Source organism: Priestia sp. YIM B13489 (assembly GCF_042787645.1).
Lineage (GTDB): Bacteria > Bacillota > Bacilli > Bacillales > Bacillaceae_H > Priestia > Priestia megaterium.
The window spans coordinates 1,458,217-1,476,917 of the sequence record NZ_JBHZOQ010000053.1; the positions used below are offsets into that span (position 1 = coordinate 1,458,217).

Here is an 18,701-nt window from a genome sequence, read left to right on the forward strand (position 1 = left end):
AAGCCACCTACTTTGGATATCCTTGGGTGGCTTATTTTCTATATACACATAAAAATATACCAACTACCCTTCAAACCATGCTATTTTTTATAGTCTAAATACCACCTAAATGCTTTTCTTCATGCCACACTCTCGACATTCACGTAGAAAAATGCCACCTTTTATAGAACTTTTGAAGTAAGAGGAACTGCAGTTATCGCATTGGACACTAACTTTATTCGGAAATTCAGCATAGTCGTAAACTTTATCAAGGATGATTTTTTGCTACTCTTTCTCTTCTANGCTTTAATGAAGACTTTGGCAGTTGGCAAGCAACTAAAATGACTCTTTCATCACTAGGTGTAACGCTATACGGAAAAGGGTATTTTAAAGACACTGATAACATAAAAGTGAGTGTTAAAATGAATAATGGCAGCATTCAATCACTCGATTCGTTACAAAACTTTAGTGATAATAAAAGCGTTAAAGCTAAATTTCTATCTTCTTCTCCTTTAGATTTATCAAAAATCAAAGCAATCAATGTAAATGGTACAGTTATAAAAGTATCTAGATAAAAAAAAGCTAAGTTTCTTAATCCTATGAATAAGAAACTTAGCTTTTTTATTCTTAATTATTTTAAGGGCTACCTTAATATCAATTTACTAAGATTACAGCACACACCGTCCGTAAAAGTATACGTTTACGAACTTTTCTCTTATATAGAAAACCTGTCATTTTCATCGTTCGATTAAGTTTGAAAATAAATTACGAACGTCTTCTGAAAACTTTACATCTTTACGAACTTTTCTGATAGGAAAATAGATTAAGTTAGTGGTTTGCCGTCGTTAAACATGACTGTCAGAACCTATATTCTTAAAAGTTAGTTTGTAGATCTCCTTCAACAAATAAATAAAACAGTTTTTGTGCTCGCTTTAGGGTTTATAAGTATGAAATAACAATCAGAATAACAAGAGGATTATCAATACGTGGGGTAAATATATTCATTATTTCTCTTTATCTATCAATCTCGTATAAACAACGTCAAAAAGGAGCATACTGTTTAAAAAGGAGCAAAGATAAAGGGGTTGATTTTTAATGGAAAATAATGTACTTAACGAAGTTGATCCAAGTTTACGTGATGAAATGTTGGCTGAATTGTTTTTGGATCAGATGATGAACGACTTCAAAAGAAGTAAGATCCTTAAAGCAATAGACCAGTCTTTAAAGAATAAAGATAAACAAGCTTTTTTACGTTTAACAGAGGAACTTAAATCCGTGTCATAATAAAACCGACGTAATATAGAAGAAATTCATTAAAAAGAAGCCTTCTTTTTTAAAGACTGAGGCTTCTTTTTATTTCACATATATATTTTTTTTATAATAAATTAAACTTATAATGAGATAACTTATTGCTTCCAGTACGAAAATGCTGGGAAGTCTCATGTCAAAACTAATTACTTAATACTTGAATAGATGCAGTAAATCCATTCTTTTCTGAAAAAGATAAATTAACTTGTAGATGATTCGCGACGAACTGGTGATAGTCCTGTAAATATACTGCAACAGCATCAATGATGTCTTGTTCATGCAATCGCGCTGTACGTCCTAATGCTAAGGTGGAAGCAGTAATCCCAAGGGAAGGATGAAGCTCCAAATCTACTTCTACCTGTTCAGGTTCAATTCTTTCTTTTAGAGCAATATAAATACAAACGCTATCCACAATATCTTGTTCGTTAAATAGTACTTCCATTCTAAATTTCTCCTTAATATCTTCTTCTTGTAAAGATGTTTTTAACTACCCAAATGATGACTAAAATCACAAGTATATCTACAAGAATTCCTAAAAAAGAAAATCCATGTGAAGGATTATTTCCATATGCACCGTTATAATTCCCACCAAATGGATGAAGCATATGCCCTAAAAACGCACCTGTTCCAAAAGCTGCAGCATGAGTCAGTATACTTTTTGCTCGTGAAGGCTGGGTCTGGTTATATGTCGTGTGAGACCTAGTATATGATGGTGTTCTTGTAACGTTGCTTGACGGAGACTTATATCCAGAATGATAAGTGCCACTTGAATATGTGTCCCTACCTGAATGAGAACTGAACGAAGAATTGTGACTGAAAGAACTATGACCACTAAATCCTTTTGCCTGAGCAACATTTGGTAAAGCTATTGCAAATATTAATACAAATATTAAGGTCAATTTTTTCATTACAATTACTCCTGTCTTTATTAATATAATATAGCTAATTTATAATAAAGTTTCTTTCTTAGAGAGCTTATGTAGCTGTTACTATACTACTAAATTTATAAATTTCTACTATTTTCATCTATTTTTAATGTGATTTTAAGATGAATTTTAGAGTGACTATCATGATTAGAAAAAGTATAAGGGGTTTCAATATCTAATTGATATGTGAAATTAACATAAAAAACGGTGATATAATTTATAAGAATTAGAAAAGAAAGAAAGAGACGAAAAATAAATGTAGAGTATATTCGATTACCCAATGATTCACAAATGAGTAGTATGGAGGGAGAAAAGTGAAAATAGTAGAACTACCAATTGAATTTGAATTTAATGGACAAAAAAATCTCATTTATCCTAGCCTAATTATATTGAATAATGAACTAACCTTAGTCGATACAGGGTATACGGGTTTTTTAACTTTAATTAGTAAAGAAATCTCAAAAAAAGGATATGAAATAAAGGAGTTAAAGAATATAATTATTACTCATTATGATGATGACCATATAGGTTCCTTATATGACTTCAAAGAAAAGTATCCTTGGGTCAATATTATTGCCAGTGAAACCGAATCAAAATATATAAGTGGGGCAATGAAGTCAGAGAGGTTGATTCAAGCCGAGAAAATGCTCAAAACTATGTCAAATGAAAAAATTGAATTTGGTAAATGGTTTATACAGCAATTAAAGACTTTAAATCATGTTTCTATTGATGAAAAGGTACTTGATGGCGATATGATTTTAGATAACAAATGTAGAGTAGTAGCAACACCAGGGCATACTTCCGGACATATTTCATTATATTTTCCAAGTTTAAAGAGTGTAATTACGGGTGATGCAGCTGTTAATGAGAATCATGCATTGGCTATCGCTAATCCATACTTTTGTTTAAATATTAAGGAAGCAGAACAGTCTTTAAGAAAGATTAAAAATCTTAAAGCAGAAAATTATTATTGTTATCACGGTGGAAAATTAACTTTATAGGTGGAGACTAAAAGAAAATAGGCCTAATTATCAGGATCTATTCTATCTTTTTGATTTGTATTAAATTATTAACGAGGTTTACATAAGCCTTAATCGATACCCATAATATCTCGTTCCGAAGCACATGGTAAATATCATAAGAAATCTCAGATGCACTTTTTATTTTAGAATACACGAATAAAGGTCTTTTGAAAAATATAGAGGTAACCCATATTCAGATGGCAAAGTTTAATCACATGTTTTATAAAAAGGGTTGATGGATTAATTTGTGTATAATGTTTATTAGTGTAATTAAAAAGCAGATCTTATCCAAGGATAAAATCTGCTAAAAAATCAAAAAGAGATAATGAAAACATCTTGATTTACTCAATGATTCATTAATTAAAGGAAGAATATAATTCCCACTAGGTCTATTCCCCAGAACTTCTCTTTAATATTATTGTATCTTTTTCCTTATCTATTTTCTTATGAATACGTAAGTAATAGTAGGCATAGCACCCAATTGCAAATGGGAGACCGCAATATAAAGCAGCCCTGAGAGAATCAACAAAAGCCATACTAACAATGACTACTAAACAGAGTACAAAGCAGGTAATTGGAACAATAGGATACAGAGGTGTACGGAAGTTTAATTGATTAATATCATTTCCTTCCGCAATATAAGCTTTACGGAAATTTAATTGAGATAAGGCAGTTAACATCCAAACAGTGATGCCAGCTAGGCCAGCAATCGATACTAAAATTAGAAAAACAGTATTAGCAGCAATGAAGCTTGTTAAGAGGGATAGACATGCTACTAAAAAAGTTACACTTAATGCGCGTAATGGTACCCCTTTTTGGCTTAATTTCGAAAAAGATTTCCCAGCAAATCCTTCGCGGCTCATAGCCCATAACATTCGTGTGGATGCATATAATCCTGAATTTGCAACCGATAAAACCGCAGTGAGAATAACAAAATTCATCACATCTGCTGCATACGGTATCCCAACATTGTCGAAAACATAGACAAATGGGCTATCTACTGATCCTGCTTTTTTCCAGGAGACTAAACTAACGAGGATAAGCATGGAAATTACATAAAAAAATACTGTTCGCCAAACCGTATTTTTAATAGCTCTAGGGATTTCTCTATGTGGATTTTCAGATTCTCCAGCTGCAATACCAATCAATTCGGTTCCCTGAAAAGAAAAAACAACTCCAATCATGGCAAAGAAAACACTACTAAATCCATTTGGAAAAAGTCCTCCATTATTCATTATGGTAGAAACACTTTGAACTGGGTTTTTTGCCCCATGAGTATCAAGAAATCCAAAAATTATACCTGCCCCAATTATAATAAATAATAAAATGGTTACGATTTTAATACTTGAAAACCAAAATTCTGTTTCTGCAAAACTGCGAGTAGACAGAGAGTTAATGATAAACAAAGAAGTTCCAAAAATAGCACACCAAACCCAAACAGGAATATCAGGAAACCAGCGCTGCATTAATAATCCAGATGCTGTGAATTCAACACTTACTGTAACTGCCCAATTCAACCAGTACATCCACCCCACAGTAAAACCTGTTCCAGGTCCTATATATTTTGTTGCGTAGGCTTGAAATGATCCTGTCACCGGCATAGATACGGTCAATTCACCAAGACAAAGCATAACTAAGTACATTAAGAAACCCACAACAAGGTAAGCTAATATAGCCCCACCAGGACCTGCTTCATTGATAATATGACCCGAATTTAGAAAAAGGCCTGTTCCAATTACTCCACCGATTGAAATCATAAATAAATGTCTGCTTTTCATATTTCTTTGAAGCTCATTGGATACTTCTATTTTTTTACTATGCATGTATAACCCTCTTCCTAATAGTATGATTTAATTATTTTTATGTTATAAGCAGGGTTCTCCTTTAAACTAAAAATTTAAATGAGCAGATTGGTTGGACATAATTTTAAATATGTTTTGAATGAATATAGTTTCTTTATGATTTTTAAAATATCTATTAAAACCTCAAAAAATATAATCCAACTTTCCTTTCCAAGTTACTATAAGTCTTTCCAACACAAAAAAACTTCGCAAAAATACTAATTTCCTTTTTGCCAAGTTCCATTCTATAAACTAATAACTAAATTGGAGTCTTGTCTTATTTGCTTAACTACGCCTAAATAAACTTATATAAGTAATATTTTTAAGTTTGATAGGTATCTGATCTACTCTCTTGGAGAAAACCCTATTCTAAAAAATAACATCATACCTGATTTTTATATTTCCATCTTTTTATTAAGATCCTCCGTTAACTAAAATTTAATTCATCCACTAAAGGCTATATTATCTAGAATTTTCAGAATTATTTTTAGTATATCTACCGAATAAATAGTTGTCAATGCAGAAATGTATGCGCTACCAAAGGCTGGGTTGACACCTAATATACTCTTCAGTATATACTAATCTAGTAGTAAGGGAAGCACAAAGGGGGAACATCTTATGAGCAATCAGGTTAAACAAAAGAATAATTTTTCAATGGGTAAGTTAACTTCTTTATTGGTTCTCTTGCATAATACTGAACTGGTGAAAGAAGTTGAACAAGAACTGGACTCAAGGGGTTATAACTATACAGTTGGAAAAGTGGGGGCTATGGAGCTATCAAAAGTAGTTGCTGCTGTTGAAACAAGTGCTAAAAATAACCATATTATAAATGCTAATTCGTATAGGGAAGTCCATGCTCTTTATCATGCAATATTGGAGGCAATTCAGGGAGTAAGTAGGGGGACTTTACAGTTAGGCGATATTTTACGTACAGTTGGTTTAACTTTTTCAATTGTCAGAGGAAATATCGACTCCTCTGGTTATGGTGGAGAATGGATTAGTGTATGCGTTTATGGAACTATAGGGGCTCCAAAAAAAGGATTTGAACATGATGCATTAGGTTTTGGGTTTAACCATATCTAAAAAAATCTATTCAAAGCAATTTAAATAAATAATTTTAAATCTTTAAAAAAACAATTGACAAATTATTCAGATAAAGGGATACTAGTTTCAGACACATTAGTTGCTTTAAGCTTTAGACCTTAAAGTATAGATTTATTTAGCATTGTTAGTTATGTTTGTTTTAGATTTTAAAATTGTATTTAAAGCCCATAGTTTATTCAGTTTAGTTTATAGGGGGCTATATTAAAAAAGATTTGTTTCTTTTTTGATATAGCCCCTTTTTATGTTCAAAAAACAATAAGACTTTTTAATTTAAGAAGGAGTGATTAGAATGTTTGTTCAAATAGACGGTAACTCATTAACCTATGAACAAATTCATCAAGTTATTTTTGAAGGTTATTCGGTTAAAATTAGTGATCACGCTCTAGAAAATATCAAAAGAAGTAGAGCTTTAGTGGAGGATAGTATTACCAATAACAAGGTAATTTACGGTGTGAACACAGGGTTTGGGAAATTCAGTGACACAGTTATTTCAAAGGATGATTTAGCTGACTTACAAATCAATTTAATTCGAAGCCATGCTTGTGGGCTTGGGGAGCCATTTCCTATAGAAGTAAGCCAGGTTATGTTACTTCTAAGAGCTAATGCATTAGCGAAAGGCTATTCAGGAATTCGTCTAGAAACACTGCAGTTATTAATAGATTGTTTAAATCAAAATATCGTTCCAGTTATTCCTAGTCAAGGATCGCTAGGAGCAAGTGGTGATCTAGCTCCTCTATCGCACTTAGCCCTATTATTAGTTGGAGAAGGAGAAGCCGTTTTTAATGGTGAAAAAATGTCAGGTGCAGAAGCATTGAAATTAGCAGGTCTTCAACCAATCAAATTGCAAGCTAAGGAAGGGCTTGCTTTAATCAATGGAACCCAAGCTATGACTGCTGTAGGTGTGGTTGCTTATATGGAGGCTCAAAAGTTAGCTGACCTTTCAGATGGAATTGCTTCCCTAACATTAGAAGGTTTACAAGGAATTGTTGACGCTTTCACACCAGAATCTCATTCTGTAAGACCTTACCCTGAACAGAAACAAGTGGCTGAACGAATTCTTTCTTACCTTGACGGTAGTCAACTAACAACTACTCAAGGACAAATTCGAGTTCAAGATGCGTATTCATTACGATGCATCCCACAAGTCCATGGTGCTATTCAACAAGTTTTAAATTATGTAAAAGAGAAACTATCGATTGAGATAAACTCAGCAACCGATAATCCACTAATCTTCTCGGACAGTGGAAATGTTATTTCCGGTGGAAACTTTCATGGTCAACCTATTGCTTTTGCGATGGACTTTCTTGGAATTGCAATGTCTGAAATAGGAAATATTTCTGAAAGACGTATCGAACGATTGGTGAATCCCCAACTAAGTGATTTACCGGCATTTTTAAGTCCTGACCCTGGTCTTCAATCAGGCTTAATGATTACTCAATATGCTGCTGCTTCATTAGTTTCGGAAAATAAGACGTTAGCTCATCCTTCTAGTGTAGACTCTATTCCATCTTCTGCTAATCAAGAAGATCATGTGAGTATGGGAACAACTGCTGCTCGCCATGCTTATCAAATTATTCAAAATAGTAGAAGGGTACTTGCCATCGAAGCTATCTGTGCTGCTCAGGCTGCTGATATTAGAGGTGTAAGTAAGTTAGCTCCAGAAACAACGAAACTTTATTCAAGAATTAGAAAATCTGTTCCAACAATTACAAAAGATCGAATCTTCTCACGTGATATTGAAAAATTGGCTGCTGATTTAAAAGGGGTTGTAAAAGAAGTTAATTACGAAATGGTACGTTAATGAACGTGTAAAGTCGTTTTTATTATAAAACTCTAGCATAAACTTATTAAAATATTAGGGTATCAATCTTTCTTTTTCTCAATTATAAAGATTTACGAGATTTCCTGCGTAAAGTAAACCCGTATGAAATATGGCCAGATTACAAGTAATTATCTATGAGAATAAATTTTAAAAAACAGTTTAAAATTATTTGAATTTATTTATAGGGGGAAGAAATATGACTACTGAACAAAAAGTAATTAAGGCGCCTCATGGAAAGGAATTAAATACAAAAGGTTGGGTACAAGAGGCAGTTCTTCGTATGTTAATGAACAATTTAGATCCAGAAGTAGCAGAACATCCGGAGAAACTAGTTGTATATGGGGGAATAGGGAAGGCAGCTCGAAATTGGGATGCATTCAATCGTATCGTAGCCACTTTGAAAGATCTAGAAGAGGATGAAACATTATTAGTACAGTCTGGAAAACCAGTAGCTGTTTTTAAAACTCATAAAGATGCACCACGTGTACTCTTAGCTAACTCCAATATTGTTCCGGCCTTTGCAAATTGGGAAAAATTCCATGAACTCGATAAAAAAGGATTAATGATGTATGGGCAAATGACAGCCGGTAGCTGGATTTATATTGGAAGTCAAGGAATTGTACAAGGTACGTATGAAACATTTGCTGAATGTGCGAAACAACATTTTAATGGTAGTCTCGAAAGTACCATTACCGTAACAGCTGGATTAGGAGGCATGGGAGGCGCTCAGCCATTAGCCGTTACAATGGCAGGGGGCGTAGTCATTGGAATTGATGTTGACCGAACACGTATTGAAAAACGAATTGAAACACGCTATTGTGACGTTGTGTTAGAAAGCCTAGATGATGCCATTGCTCTAGCACAAGAAGCAAAGGACTCAGGAAAAGCACTCTCAATTGGTTTGGTTGGAAACGCAGCTGAAGTACTTCCTCAAATGATTAAACGCGGATTTATTCCAGATATTGTAACAGATCAGACATCCGCACATGATCCATTAAATGGATATCTTCCAGTAGGCTTTACCTTAGAGCAAGGGGAAGTATTACGTACTGAAAACCCTGAAGAATATGTAAGGAAGTCTAAGGCGAGTATGGCTGTTCATGTTCAGGCTATGTTAGATATGCAGAAAGAAGGAGCCATTGCTTTCGACTACGGAAATAATATTCGTCAAGTAGCGTTAGATGAAGGCGTAAAAGACGCGTTCAACTTTCCAGGTTTTGTACCTGCTTATATCCGTCCTCAATTCTGTGAAGGAAAAGGACCTTTCCGTTGGGTAGCTTTATCAGGTGATCCAGAAGATATTTATAAAACAGACGAAGTTATTTTACGTGAATTCTCATATAATACCCATCTTTGTAACTGGATTAAAATGGCGAGAGAAAAAATTGAATTTCAAGGATTACCGGCACGTATCTGTTGGTTAGGATATGGAGAACGTGCACGATTTGGAAAAATCATTAATGAAATGGTTGCATCTGGAGAACTTTCAGCACCTATTGTTATTGGTAGAGATCATTTAGACGCGGGATCTGTTGCTTCACCAAACCGCGAAACAGAAGCGATGAGAGACGGCAGTGATGCTGTAGCAGATTGGCCTATTTTAAATGCACTAGTTAATACAGCCGCAGGGGCAAGTTGGGTATCTGTTCACCATGGTGGTGGCGTAGGCATGGGATATTCTCTTCACGCAGGTATGGTCGTAGTAGCAGATGGTACGGAAGATGCGGCTAAACGTCTTGAACGCGTATTAACAACAGATCCTGGTATGGGCGTAGTTCGTCATTTAGATGCAGGCTATGAATTAGCCATTCAAACTGCCAAAGAAAAGGGCATGAACATTCCAACATTAGACTAAAAGAAAAGGAGTGAGCATTATGTCATGTATTACGTATATTAAATGTGCTTCACAACTGATTACAGTTAGGGGCGGAACTAAAGAACCAAAACGCGCTCAAGATATGTCCGATATCGGTATTATCGAACATGGTAGTGTTGTAGTGGAAAATGGGTTGATTACATTTGTTGGATCAGATGTTGAAGCAGAACGCTATATTCATACTTTGAATGGACATATAAATACGATTGATGCTTCAGGAAAGATTGTTACTCCAGGTCTAATTGATGCTCATACTCACATTGTGTTTGGGGGCAGTCGTGAAAAGGAACTAGAGATGCGATTAAACGGAGCTAAATATATTGATATCCTAAAAGCAGGCGGAGGAATTCTTCAAACAACAACAAGTACAAGAGAAGCTACAGAAGAACAACTGATCCAAGAAACCTCTAAACGCCTGAATCGTTTTCTACAATATGGAGTTACGACGGTTGAAGCGAAAAGTGGATATGGTTTGACACTGGAAGATGAATTGAAACAGCTACGAGCAGCAAAAAAGCTACACGAAAAACACCCTGTTGATTTAATTTCTACCTTCATGGGAGCTCATGCTGTTCCAGTTGAATATAAAGAAAACCCAGACGAATTTGTTCGTTTAGTGATAGAGGAAATGATTCCAAGAGTTGCAGAAGAAAATTTAGCTGAGTTTTGCGATGTTTTTTGTGAAGAAGGAGTCTTTACAGTTGAACAGTCGGAGCAAATTCTTGAGGCAGGAAAAGTCTACGGATTAAAGCCAAAAATACATGCAGATGAAATTGTTCAATTTGGCGGTGCAGAACTTGCAGCAAAAGTAGGGGCTGTTTCAGCCGACCATTTATTACATGCATCTGATGAAGGTATTAAACAAATGGCTAAAAGTGGGGTTATTGCAGTCTTGTTGCCAGGTACAGCGTTCTTTTTAATGGAGAAGCCTGCGAATGCAAGAAAGATGATTGAAGCTGGAGTTCCGGTTGCCCTTTCAACTGATCGTAACCCAGGGTCATCACCTACTGAATCATTACCTTTTATTATGAATCTAGCATGTCTTACGATGAAGATGACGCCAGCCGAAGTCCTAACAGCATGTACAATTAATGCAGCTCATGCCATTGGAAGAGCTGATGAAGTTGGGAGTATCGAAGTAGGAAAGAAAGGGGACCTTGTTTTATTTGATGCACCAAATTATCAAACGTTGCAATATAACTATGCAGTGAACCTTGTAGATACTGTGATTAAAAAAGGACAAGTGATTGTGGAAGGTGGGGTCTTACGTGACGTACCCGTACCCACAACTTAATCGTCCCTCTTTTCATTGGGAAAGACAGCGTTCAACTGAACCTAAGGTAAGTGATTGGATCGAGACTTTTGAAGTGCAAGATGAAATAGATTTTCAAGCTGTAGATGTAACCGTTTTGGGAGTCCCTCTTTCGAGATCTTCTATTAGTGCCTCAGGGGCAAGTGAAACACCCCTTGCCATGAGGCAACTATGGAAATCGTTTAATCCGTATCACATTGAATATGATACGGATTTGACCTCCTTATCGGTTTTAGATTTAGGCGATGTCAAACAGCATGTAACAGATATTTCACTTTCTCATCAGTATATTAAAGAAGCAATGATTTCAATGCGGAAATATCACCCCCATACACTGCCTATCATGTTAGGGGGAGATCATTCGATTACGGCTATGTTAGTAAAAGGCTGGAAAGAGTCGCATCCAGAACAACGTATAGGCATTCTTCAATTCGATACACATTTCGATTTACGCAGTTTAGAAGATAACGGACCATCAAATGGAACGCCCATTCGAAACCTAATTGAGAGTGGTAACGTTGAAGGCAAAAACGTTTGGAATATTGGCCTGCATGGGTTTTATAACTCTAAATCTCTCAAAGAGTATGCAGATACCCACAAGGTTAATTACGTGACCTTACTTCAAGCTAGAAAAACAGGAATCTCTAATACAGTTGAAAAAGCCTTAGACGATTTAGCTAAGAAAGTGGATGCCATTTATCTTACAGTAGATATGGATGTTCTTGATATCGCTTATGCCCCTGGTGTACCAGCAGGAACTACAGGAGGAATGAGAACCGATGAATTGTTCGAAGCGATATATATTGCTGGTTCACACCCATTAGTCCAAGCGATGGATATTGTATGTTTAGATCCCTTACGTGATAAATCAGGAATTACTATTAAAGCAGGAGTTCATGTATTCTTAAATTTTTTAACAGGCTTTGCAAGTAGGAAATAAAATATTGACCTCCTTATTCTTTTGAAAGTGCCAAATTTCTAGACATTTATTATGAAGCTTTCTATCTCAGTAAGAAGAGTGACCAAATAAGAGAGGAGAGAAATAATTGGTGAAAAATAATTATCGCTACTTTATTATTTTTATGATTGTTATTATAACCATCATAAATTACATAGATAGAGGAGCACTTTCATACGCTCAGGCTGAAATTATTCAAGAATTCAACTTAAATCCAGTAAGCTGGGGAGCAATTTTGGGTTATTTTGGCTATGGTTATATTTTCGGAGCACTATTTGGAGGAGCATTAGCAGATAAGAAAGGTCCTAAGTTTATGTGGATTCTTGCTGGAACTACATGGTCAATATTTGAAATTGGCACTATATTTGCTGGTCACATAGGTGCAGCATTTTTTGGAGGTTCTGCATTAGCTGCTTTTGCGGTATTTCGTGTTTTATTTGGTCTGGCTGAAGGGCCTACTTTATCTACAATGAACCGAACAATGGCAAATTGGGTGTCCCCAAAAGAAAAAGGTTTTTCTGTAGCACTTGGCTTAGTTGGAACTCCAATTGGAGCATTGGTCACGGCACCTATTGTAGTGGGGCTTCTCACGTTCACTAATTGGAAGGTAACATTTATTATTCTTGGCTTATTAGGTTTTATTTGGGTATTAATATGGAGAAAAATATTTACAAATTTACCTGAAGATCATCCGATAGTTTCAAAAATTGAACTTCAAAAAATTCGAAGCACGGATAATTTAATAAAAGGTGAATTACAATTAGATAAAACAAATCCCCAAAATGTTCCTTGGTATTATTTTTTTAAAAACCCTACATTAGTCATGAACGCTATTGGGTACTTTGCATTTTTGTATGTCAATATCCTATTACTAACTTGGACTCCAAAATATCTGCAAGATGAATTTAATTATTCTTTAGCTTCTCTTTCGTATATAGGTATGATTCCATGGGTAGGTGCTATTGTTACAGGATTAATAGGAGGGAAAATTTCGGATAAATTACGTGAGAAAACTGGAAATTTGCGTATAGCTAGATCCTGGTTCACAGTAGTCTGCTTATTTTTTACAGCTATTTGTTTTATGCTGATCTCAACGGTTGGAAGCGCGGCCTCAGTGCTTTTATTAATGTGTATAGGTAATGCCTTTAATTATCTACCCAATTCGATCTATTGGACAGTTGTTCTTGATACAGAGCCCAATAAAGCAGGAACTTTTGGGGGAGTAACTCATTTTATTGCAAACCTGGCAACTATCATTGCGCCTACGCTAACAGGAAGCCTTGTTGCGACACATGGGTATAATGCTATGTTTACTGCTGCTGCCATTGCTGTAATAATTGGAATGGTATCTATGATATTTGTGAAACCAGGACAACGAAGTCATATATCGGATATGCATAATGAGGAAAACATTATATTGTAAGAACTATTATTCTTTTATAGGATAAAAAGCTTCTAAAGAAAAAAGATGGTTAATCTAAGAATTCAGAAATATAAAACTATAAAAATTTATATGCTTTCTTAAAAAAGATATTTTGTTAAGTTACAAAATGATAGAAATATTTATGCCCATGTTAAAGAGCACTCCTGTTATTTGAATGGAGGAGTGCTCTTCTACATTCAAATTTGTATGACAACCTATCAGTTTGTGTGTTATAATAACTATAGACCTAATCTTTTTTATACTTTAGTATAGAAAACTTAAATTCTCAAGAAGTACCCTTATTCTCCAATGCCATTAACGATGAGGGTGCTTTTTTCTATGTGAAAAATTCATGGGTGCTTGCCAACTGTATGATACGAATATGTTTTGATAAAAATAAATAGCGAACAGGTGTAATCAACATGACAGAAAGGAAGAGGGTGGCTCAGTCTTCTGGCTGCAACTCCAAATAAAATATTAAATAAAAAAGAGCTTATTTCTTTTTCTAGTTTAGTCGGGTAGGCAGGCACTCTCACAAGCGCTCGCCCCCCTAAGAACCGTACGTGACAGATTTCCCGTCATACGGCTCAAGCCTTCTTTTTATCCGAACAACTTATCTAANTCTCATTAGTGCGTATAGGAACAGAAGTAAGGGAAAGAAAAGTGGATTTTAACAAAATCGTCTCATTGATGCTAGATAGTACGTATTATGATGCATTAGAAGAAAGAAATGAGCATCACCAGCGAAAAAACGAAGAAATGTTTAGTGATTTTACAGATGAAGAAATGATGTACTACTATGTCCATCAACGAAAACATATTCGAAAAGATCGAGAACGAAAAGAAAACACAAAAACCGAATACTTACGGATACTGCTGCAGTTTTATCAGTATGCTGTAGAAAGTGAATCATTCCTACGCCAAGATGTAGACGATTATATAGAAGAAACTATTTTTAAAAACCTACGTCCTTGGCATATTCGAAACTATCAGACGTATTTAAGCACCGCATTGTTAGGTAAGGGTGGGAAACCTTATTCACCTGCAACTTTAGACGCAAAAATGACGATTTTAAAAAGTTTTATGAAATGGCTATATGAAACTAAGTATATTCAGCATCCATTACACAAAGAAATCTTAAGCACTTCACTATCTGAGCAAGAAATTCCGAATCGAGATTTGTATTACCATGAAGTCAAACAGCTCCTAGATTACTACAAAGACCACCCTATTAATTATGGATTGTTAACGATGTTGGCGATGACAGGGTTGCGCGTACAAGAAGTAGCTAAAGCCTCATGGGGAGATGTATATCTAGACAGTTTAAGTGGCCATTATCGACTAAGAGGAGTAGGGAAGGGTGGAAAGAAATTTGATAAGTTACTTCATCCATCGTTATATGAACGCATTCTTTCTTTTCGAGAACGACGTCATGTCAGTACAGCATTAAATTCAAGTGATCAAGGTCCATTATTTCCAACTAAAGATGGAGACTATTATCAATATAAAAACTTAAGTAATTATATTGTGCGTATCATTGAACGAACCGAATTACCTTTTATAAAAGAACGCAATGACAGGATTACGCCGCATTATTTTCGTCATTTTTATGCGATTTATAGTAGGCAGCAGGGAGCTGATATTTTTCTAATTCAAAAAGAGCTTGGACATAGTGACCGTAAAACAACGGAACGTTATTTGGAGAAAGTCTTGCAGCGAGAACAAGAAATTGGATTGTTGTGGAAGGAACAAGATTTTTAATGGTAGGTGTTAAAACAGAATGCTAACAGAAATATTTGGATTAAAATAATAACAGACCATTTCATGGCTGTTATTATGGTTCTGGTGCAAAAATACTTAATGGTAGTGATACTGAACTAGCTACTAATTAGATAATGAAGTTAAGATTCTTTAAATACTATGTAGCTACTGCAGTAAGCTTGCCTATCCACTCAAAAAATAACAAAGACTTTATTTAACTGCACCTAAATATTTAAAGAAGGATTTATTTTACTGTTATTGAATCTATACAGGACGGTTTATTTCAAATCTCAATTGCAGAGAGGGGAAATGATAATGGCCACTGGAAGAGAACGGGCGGCAAGGAGTATTTTGGGTCAATCAGGATTGAGGAATAGGAATCCAGACAATGCTACGTTTGATGAAAAAGGAACAAAGCCTCGCGTCTCAAATTTTGAAAGAGTTGCGACTCCTCGTGAGGGTTCTACTCGAATAGCAAGGATGGCAGAAGAATATAGAGCTGAATATAAAAGAGTAAAAAGAAGAGAACAATTTTTGCAAGACACAATAGATTTATTAAGTGATTGTAATAACAAGCAGTCCGTTAGAGAGTTAAAGGAATTAATTAATTTAGCAAAAGAGCGATTAATAATGTATCAGGGTAAATAGAAATTATTCCTTTTTTATTACGGATATAGTATAACACTAATACGTTCACATACACATTTGTGTGAGTGCATTTTTGCTAGGAGAGAGCAGCCAGTATATGATGGTTGCTCTTTTCGTTTGTAAGGAGAAGTGATTACATGAAAGATTGTTTAGAGTATTCACTTTGAGAGTGGTCCGTCGCGACTACTTTCTTTTTTTTGTTATAATTATAAGTAAATATATCCAAGGTTGTAGAAATGCAGCATATTTTTTCAAATCTATATTTGATGTATAAGAGAGGGGAAATGTTAGTGGAAAAAAGAATAGAGATAACTAAGCAAACCGACCATGATGGTTTTTCTACTTTCGAATGTAGCCTGTGTAATGAGGAATTTAAGCTTGTACCAGGAGACGTAGAAGAAGACCATGTGTTGCAAATTTTCTGTTCTTCTTGTGGAATTCCTCAAGAACCTTCTGAGTTCCTTACTGAAGATATTATTGAGAATGCAAATGCGGAAGCAGAACAATATGCAATGGATTTAATTAATGAAGCTCTAAAGGGTTTTGGTAAGACCTTTAAGGGAAATAAAAATATCACATTTAAACCAGGGAAGCCTTTAAAAGCGAGCAATAGTCCTCAACCGCTGTTTGAGAAAAAAGACTACGATATTGTGGAATTTCAATGTTGTTCGAAGAAAGCAAAGGTTTCTACTCTTGTAAAGGCTAGTACGGGCCCATATTGTCCGTATTGTGGAGTGAATTAAATGGAAAAAGTTATGTCACATGAGGATTTTCAAATTATATCTAAAAATTTCAGAATGGCTTATGGGCAAATGCTCAGTGCAACTGATATAGACGAAGCTTTACGCTTAACTAAAAGGTTTATTATTGTAATAGACAAAGAACCCATAATTAAGGATTTTATTGAAAGAACGCATACCCAAGTATACGACTTCAATAAAATTATTGAAGAAAAAAATGGAGAAGAAAAATTTGACCTTCCCATTGATCCACATGAAGAAGTTAGTTATATATATCAGCTTCTTAAGTATGTTACAGAAAACAATTTGTCGTATTGGGATTTTGCTTTTCCGTATGGGAGATATAAGGGAGCCAACATTATTAAAAATTTCAATAGAGAAGTAATTAGATTACTAGTTGATCAAATTACCTCTTATTTAGAGGAGAAAGCGATAATTATGGGCATTCACGGAAATCCAAATGCAAAAATCGTAGTAACTGGTTCTGTAGGAAATTTAATGTTTACTGAAGGGGATGTTCATGGTAATACAACATTAAATCAGACCCACAATCAAGATAGTGAAGGTCTACAGTCAATTGCTAAGGACCTTATTCAGCTTTTAAATATTTCGCAGATTGCCGATACAGATTTAAAAGAAGATGCTATTGATCATGTACAGGAAATAGCTGAAAAAGTTGAGAATGGCGAGGAAGTAAAGCCTTCATTAATTAGAAGAGCAACAACTGCATTAACTAATGTGGCAGGATTAGCTGGTGCTGGTACAGCATTAGCAACTACTGGAACGCAATTTATAGAGGCTATTAAGGCTATACCAATGCCTTAATCGTATATACAAGAAGAGTAGCGTTAAGCTGCTCTTTTTATGTGAGTGAAATGTGGAAAAAGTAGTGTTATTTTCCTTATATTAACTGTAAAATTAGAAATAATGATAAAACGTAAATGAGGGAATCGCATGAAAAAAATATTAGCTTATGCAGCTGCGCCATGTCTTGTTCTACTTCTTAATGGATGTTCATCTGAACCAGAGATAAATTCGATTAAGTTAGATACAGATTCATCTATCGAGGATTCTAAGTTAGCTGACTATTTAGCAGATGGTACGAACAGTGTTTCATATTCCTATAAAGAAGAAGATAAGTATAAAATTAATGTCAAAGCGAAGGTAGATAACACGTTCTACGACAACAACCCTCTAGGCATACTTAATATCCTTTCAAGAACTGTTCAGGATATGGATAAAGATATAAGTGACTATTGTGGAAGAAAAGATTGTGAATTTGGTACCTTAAAAGTAGTTTCAGCTACATCAACTAAAAAAGATCCATATTCCATGAAAATTGATAGCTATGATGGTGATGAAGTTTTAGTACGTGATGATGTAAAATACAAAAGGGAAGACTTGACCTACTACAAAGATCCCGATGGCATATTACCAGATCCTAATTATAATGAAAATGAAGAAGAAGATGTTCTTACCTTAGAGGATGCTGTGTATCAATACATGGAAGATAAATTTGATGAAATTACAAACCACGGTGAAAATTACATACCAGAGATAGATGATCCAAAAGTAATAAAAGCTGCAGCTGAATACTTTGATATTACGGAAGAAAAAGCAGATGAAATCTATGTAAATAAAGCAGTTGAAGAAGGAGAAAGTTATAACGGGGAGGATTATGAGTGAAGAAGAAAAATGAAAAATCCATCAATAAAACCAATCAGTTATTAGCATCAAGTATTGATATTCCTCAGTTATTAAATAAAGCGCCTAATAAGGCTATTAAAGTAGATGAAAATGGTACGGCTAAAATAAACTATAATGACCCTTATCAAAAAGAGTATGCAGAAGATTGGTTGAAATAATGCTATATACATATAGAAGTAGAAGAAACTCGTTAAAAGGAGTTAGTAAGGTGACCTGTTTTAGAGAATTTACATTAAGAAATGGAAGAAAGAAAAGAATTAAAATTGAAGAATGG

The 18,701-nt window shown here is 34.8% G+C and carries 20 protein-coding genes; 15 read left to right on the forward strand and 5 right to left on the reverse strand.

Annotated features, from left to right (window positions below; translation table 11 throughout):
• Positions 1-105 precede the first annotated feature (105 nt).
• The gene (locus ACFX4W_RS30735; RefSeq protein WP_473453317.1) at positions 106-258 is read right to left on the reverse strand and encodes a DUF8096 family protein; all 153 of its coding nucleotides are present in this window, start codon (positions 256-258) and stop codon (positions 106-108) included.
• A gap of 62 nt (positions 259-320) precedes the next feature.
• Between ACFX4W_RS30735 and ACFX4W_RS13270 the strand changes: the two genes are divergently transcribed.
• Both ACFX4W_RS13270 and ACFX4W_RS13275 read left to right on the forward strand, forming a co-directional pair.
• Positions 321-554 (forward strand): hypothetical protein, encoded by a 234-nt coding sequence (locus tag ACFX4W_RS13270; protein WP_377559507.1) that lies wholly within the window; start codon positions 321-323, stop codon positions 552-554.
• 520 nt (positions 555-1,074) lie between these two features.
• Positions 1,075-1,263 (forward strand): IDEAL domain-containing protein, encoded by a 189-nt coding sequence (locus tag ACFX4W_RS13275; protein ID WP_043981755.1) that lies wholly within the window; start codon positions 1,075-1,077, stop codon positions 1,261-1,263.
• Positions 1,264-1,429: 166 nt separating this feature from the next.
• On the opposite strand, the gene ACFX4W_RS13280 is transcribed toward ACFX4W_RS13275, so the two are convergent.
• Positions 1,430-1,729 carry a DUF2653 family protein gene (locus ACFX4W_RS13280; protein ID WP_043981756.1) on the reverse strand — a complete coding sequence of 100 codons (300 nt, stop codon included), beginning with the start codon at positions 1,727-1,729 and terminating at the stop codon, positions 1,430-1,432.
• Positions 1,730-1,742: 13 nt separating this feature from the next.
• On the reverse strand, positions 1,743-2,195 hold the full coding sequence (locus ACFX4W_RS13285) for a hypothetical protein (RefSeq protein WP_043981757.1): 453 nt from the start codon (positions 2,193-2,195) through the stop codon (positions 1,743-1,745).
• A gap of 332 nt (positions 2,196-2,527) precedes the next feature.
• Here ACFX4W_RS13285 and ACFX4W_RS13290 point away from each other — a divergent pair, with 332 nt between their 5' ends.
• Positions 2,528-3,214: an MBL fold metallo-hydrolase gene (locus ACFX4W_RS13290; RefSeq protein ID WP_377559509.1), complete on the forward strand. Its 687-nt coding sequence runs from the start codon at positions 2,528-2,530 to the stop codon at positions 3,212-3,214.
• A gap of 410 nt (positions 3,215-3,624) precedes the next feature.
• Here the strand turns inward: ACFX4W_RS13290 and ACFX4W_RS13295 are convergent, their stop codons facing one another.
• The gene (locus ACFX4W_RS13295; RefSeq protein ID WP_043981759.1) at positions 3,625-5,058 is read right to left on the reverse strand and encodes an amino acid permease; all 1,434 of its coding nucleotides are present in this window, start codon (positions 5,056-5,058) and stop codon (positions 3,625-3,627) included.
• Between the two features lie 636 nt (positions 5,059-5,694).
• On the opposite strand from ACFX4W_RS13295, the gene hutP reads away from it, so the two are divergent.
• The 6 genes from hutP (at position 5,695) to ACFX4W_RS13325 (ending at position 13,571) form a co-directional block, all read left to right on the forward strand.
• Positions 5,695-6,159: a histidine utilization transcription antiterminator HutP gene (gene hutP, locus ACFX4W_RS13300; protein WP_028408945.1), complete on the forward strand. Its 465-nt coding sequence runs from the start codon at positions 5,695-5,697 to the stop codon at positions 6,157-6,159.
• A gap of 310 nt (positions 6,160-6,469) precedes the next feature.
• Positions 6,470-7,981: a histidine ammonia-lyase gene (gene hutH, locus ACFX4W_RS13305; protein WP_043981760.1), complete on the forward strand. Its 1,512-nt coding sequence runs from the start codon at positions 6,470-6,472 to the stop codon at positions 7,979-7,981.
• 217 nt (positions 7,982-8,198) lie between these two features.
• Positions 8,199-9,857, forward strand: a complete 1,659-nt coding sequence (gene hutU, locus ACFX4W_RS13310) for a urocanate hydratase (RefSeq protein ID WP_043981761.1) — start codon at positions 8,199-8,201, stop codon at positions 9,855-9,857.
• A gap of 19 nt (positions 9,858-9,876) precedes the next feature.
• Positions 9,877-11,172, forward strand: coding sequence for an imidazolonepropionase (gene hutI, locus ACFX4W_RS13315; protein ID WP_340448732.1), 1,296 nt, complete (start codon positions 9,877-9,879; stop codon positions 11,170-11,172).
• Positions 11,147-12,130, forward strand: coding sequence for an agmatinase family protein (locus tag ACFX4W_RS13320; protein WP_098792348.1), 984 nt, complete (start codon positions 11,147-11,149; stop codon positions 12,128-12,130). The genes hutI and ACFX4W_RS13320 overlap by 26 nt, the downstream gene beginning before the upstream one ends.
• Before the next feature lie 106 nt (positions 12,131-12,236).
• A complete protein-coding gene (locus tag ACFX4W_RS13325) occupies positions 12,237-13,571 on the forward strand; it encodes an MFS transporter (protein ID WP_377559511.1) in 1,335 nt (444 codons plus the stop codon).
• Between the two features lie 350 nt (positions 13,572-13,921).
• On the opposite strand, the gene ACFX4W_RS13330 is transcribed toward ACFX4W_RS13325, so the two are convergent.
• Positions 13,922-14,107: a hypothetical protein gene (locus ACFX4W_RS13330; protein ID WP_377559513.1), complete on the reverse strand. Its 186-nt coding sequence runs from the start codon at positions 14,105-14,107 to the stop codon at positions 13,922-13,924.
• A gap of 127 nt (positions 14,108-14,234) precedes the next feature.
• Between ACFX4W_RS13330 and ACFX4W_RS13335 the strand changes: the two genes are divergently transcribed.
• The 6 genes from ACFX4W_RS13335 to ACFX4W_RS13360 all read left to right on the forward strand — a co-directional run bounded on the left by ACFX4W_RS13335 (position 14,235) and on the right by ACFX4W_RS13360 (position 18,585).
• The gene (locus tag ACFX4W_RS13335; protein ID WP_377559516.1) at positions 14,235-15,332 is read left to right on the forward strand and encodes a tyrosine-type recombinase/integrase; all 1,098 of its coding nucleotides are present in this window, start codon (positions 14,235-14,237) and stop codon (positions 15,330-15,332) included.
• A 315-nt stretch (positions 15,333-15,647) separates the two neighbouring features.
• Entirely contained in the window at positions 15,648-15,980 is a 333-nt protein-coding gene (locus tag ACFX4W_RS13340) for a hypothetical protein (protein WP_377559517.1), read from the forward strand.
• Positions 15,981-16,270: 290 nt separating this feature from the next.
• Positions 16,271-16,723 carry a hypothetical protein gene (locus ACFX4W_RS13345; RefSeq protein ID WP_377559520.1) on the forward strand — a complete coding sequence of 151 codons (453 nt, stop codon included), beginning with the start codon at positions 16,271-16,273 and terminating at the stop codon, positions 16,721-16,723.
• Complete coding sequence (locus tag ACFX4W_RS13350; protein ID WP_377559522.1) at positions 16,724-17,545, forward strand: hypothetical protein; 822 nt, start codon at positions 16,724-16,726, stop codon at positions 17,543-17,545. It begins immediately after the preceding gene.
• Positions 17,546-17,674: 129 nt separating this feature from the next.
• Positions 17,675-18,406 (forward strand): hypothetical protein, encoded by a 732-nt coding sequence (locus ACFX4W_RS13355; protein ID WP_377559524.1) that lies wholly within the window; start codon positions 17,675-17,677, stop codon positions 18,404-18,406.
• Positions 18,403-18,585 carry a hypothetical protein gene (locus ACFX4W_RS13360; protein WP_377559527.1) on the forward strand — a complete coding sequence of 61 codons (183 nt, stop codon included), beginning with the start codon at positions 18,403-18,405 and terminating at the stop codon, positions 18,583-18,585. The genes ACFX4W_RS13355 and ACFX4W_RS13360 overlap by 4 nt, the downstream gene beginning before the upstream one ends.
• Positions 18,586-18,701: the final 116 nt, after the last annotated feature.

What these genes read in the sequence shown, in the direction of transcription:
- ACFX4W_RS13340 (WP_377559517.1), top strand. Translation starts at nt 15,648, where the DNA reads ATGGCCACTGGAAGAGAACGGGCGGCAAGGAGTATTTTGGGTCAATCA.
- ACFX4W_RS13285 (WP_043981757.1), bottom strand. Translation starts at nt 2,195, where the DNA reads ATGAAAAAATTGACCTTAATATTTGTATTAATATTTGCAATAGCTTTA.
- ACFX4W_RS13350 (WP_377559522.1), top strand. Translation starts at nt 16,724, where the DNA reads ATGGAAAAAGTTATGTCACATGAGGATTTTCAAATTATATCTAAAAAT.
- hutI (WP_340448732.1), top strand. Translation starts at nt 9,877, where the DNA reads ATGTCATGTATTACGTATATTAAATGTGCTTCACAACTGATTACAGTT.
- hutP (WP_028408945.1), top strand. Translation starts at nt 5,695, where the DNA reads ATGAGCAATCAGGTTAAACAAAAGAATAATTTTTCAATGGGTAAGTTA.
- hutU (WP_043981761.1), top strand. Translation starts at nt 8,199, where the DNA reads ATGACTACTGAACAAAAAGTAATTAAGGCGCCTCATGGAAAGGAATTA.
- hutH (WP_043981760.1), top strand. Translation starts at nt 6,470, where the DNA reads ATGTTTGTTCAAATAGACGGTAACTCATTAACCTATGAACAAATTCAT.
- ACFX4W_RS13275 (WP_043981755.1), top strand. Translation starts at nt 1,075, where the DNA reads ATGGAAAATAATGTACTTAACGAAGTTGATCCAAGTTTACGTGATGAA.
- ACFX4W_RS13295 (WP_043981759.1), bottom strand. Translation starts at nt 5,058, where the DNA reads ATGCATAGTAAAAAAATAGAAGTATCCAATGAGCTTCAAAGAAATATG.
- ACFX4W_RS13355 (WP_377559524.1), top strand. Translation starts at nt 17,675, where the DNA reads ATGAAAAAAATATTAGCTTATGCAGCTGCGCCATGTCTTGTTCTACTT.
- ACFX4W_RS13270 (WP_377559507.1), top strand. Translation starts at nt 321, where the DNA reads ATGACTCTTTCATCACTAGGTGTAACGCTATACGGAAAAGGGTATTTT.
- ACFX4W_RS13280 (WP_043981756.1), bottom strand. Translation starts at nt 1,729, where the DNA reads ATGGAAGTACTATTTAACGAACAAGATATTGTGGATAGCGTTTGTATT.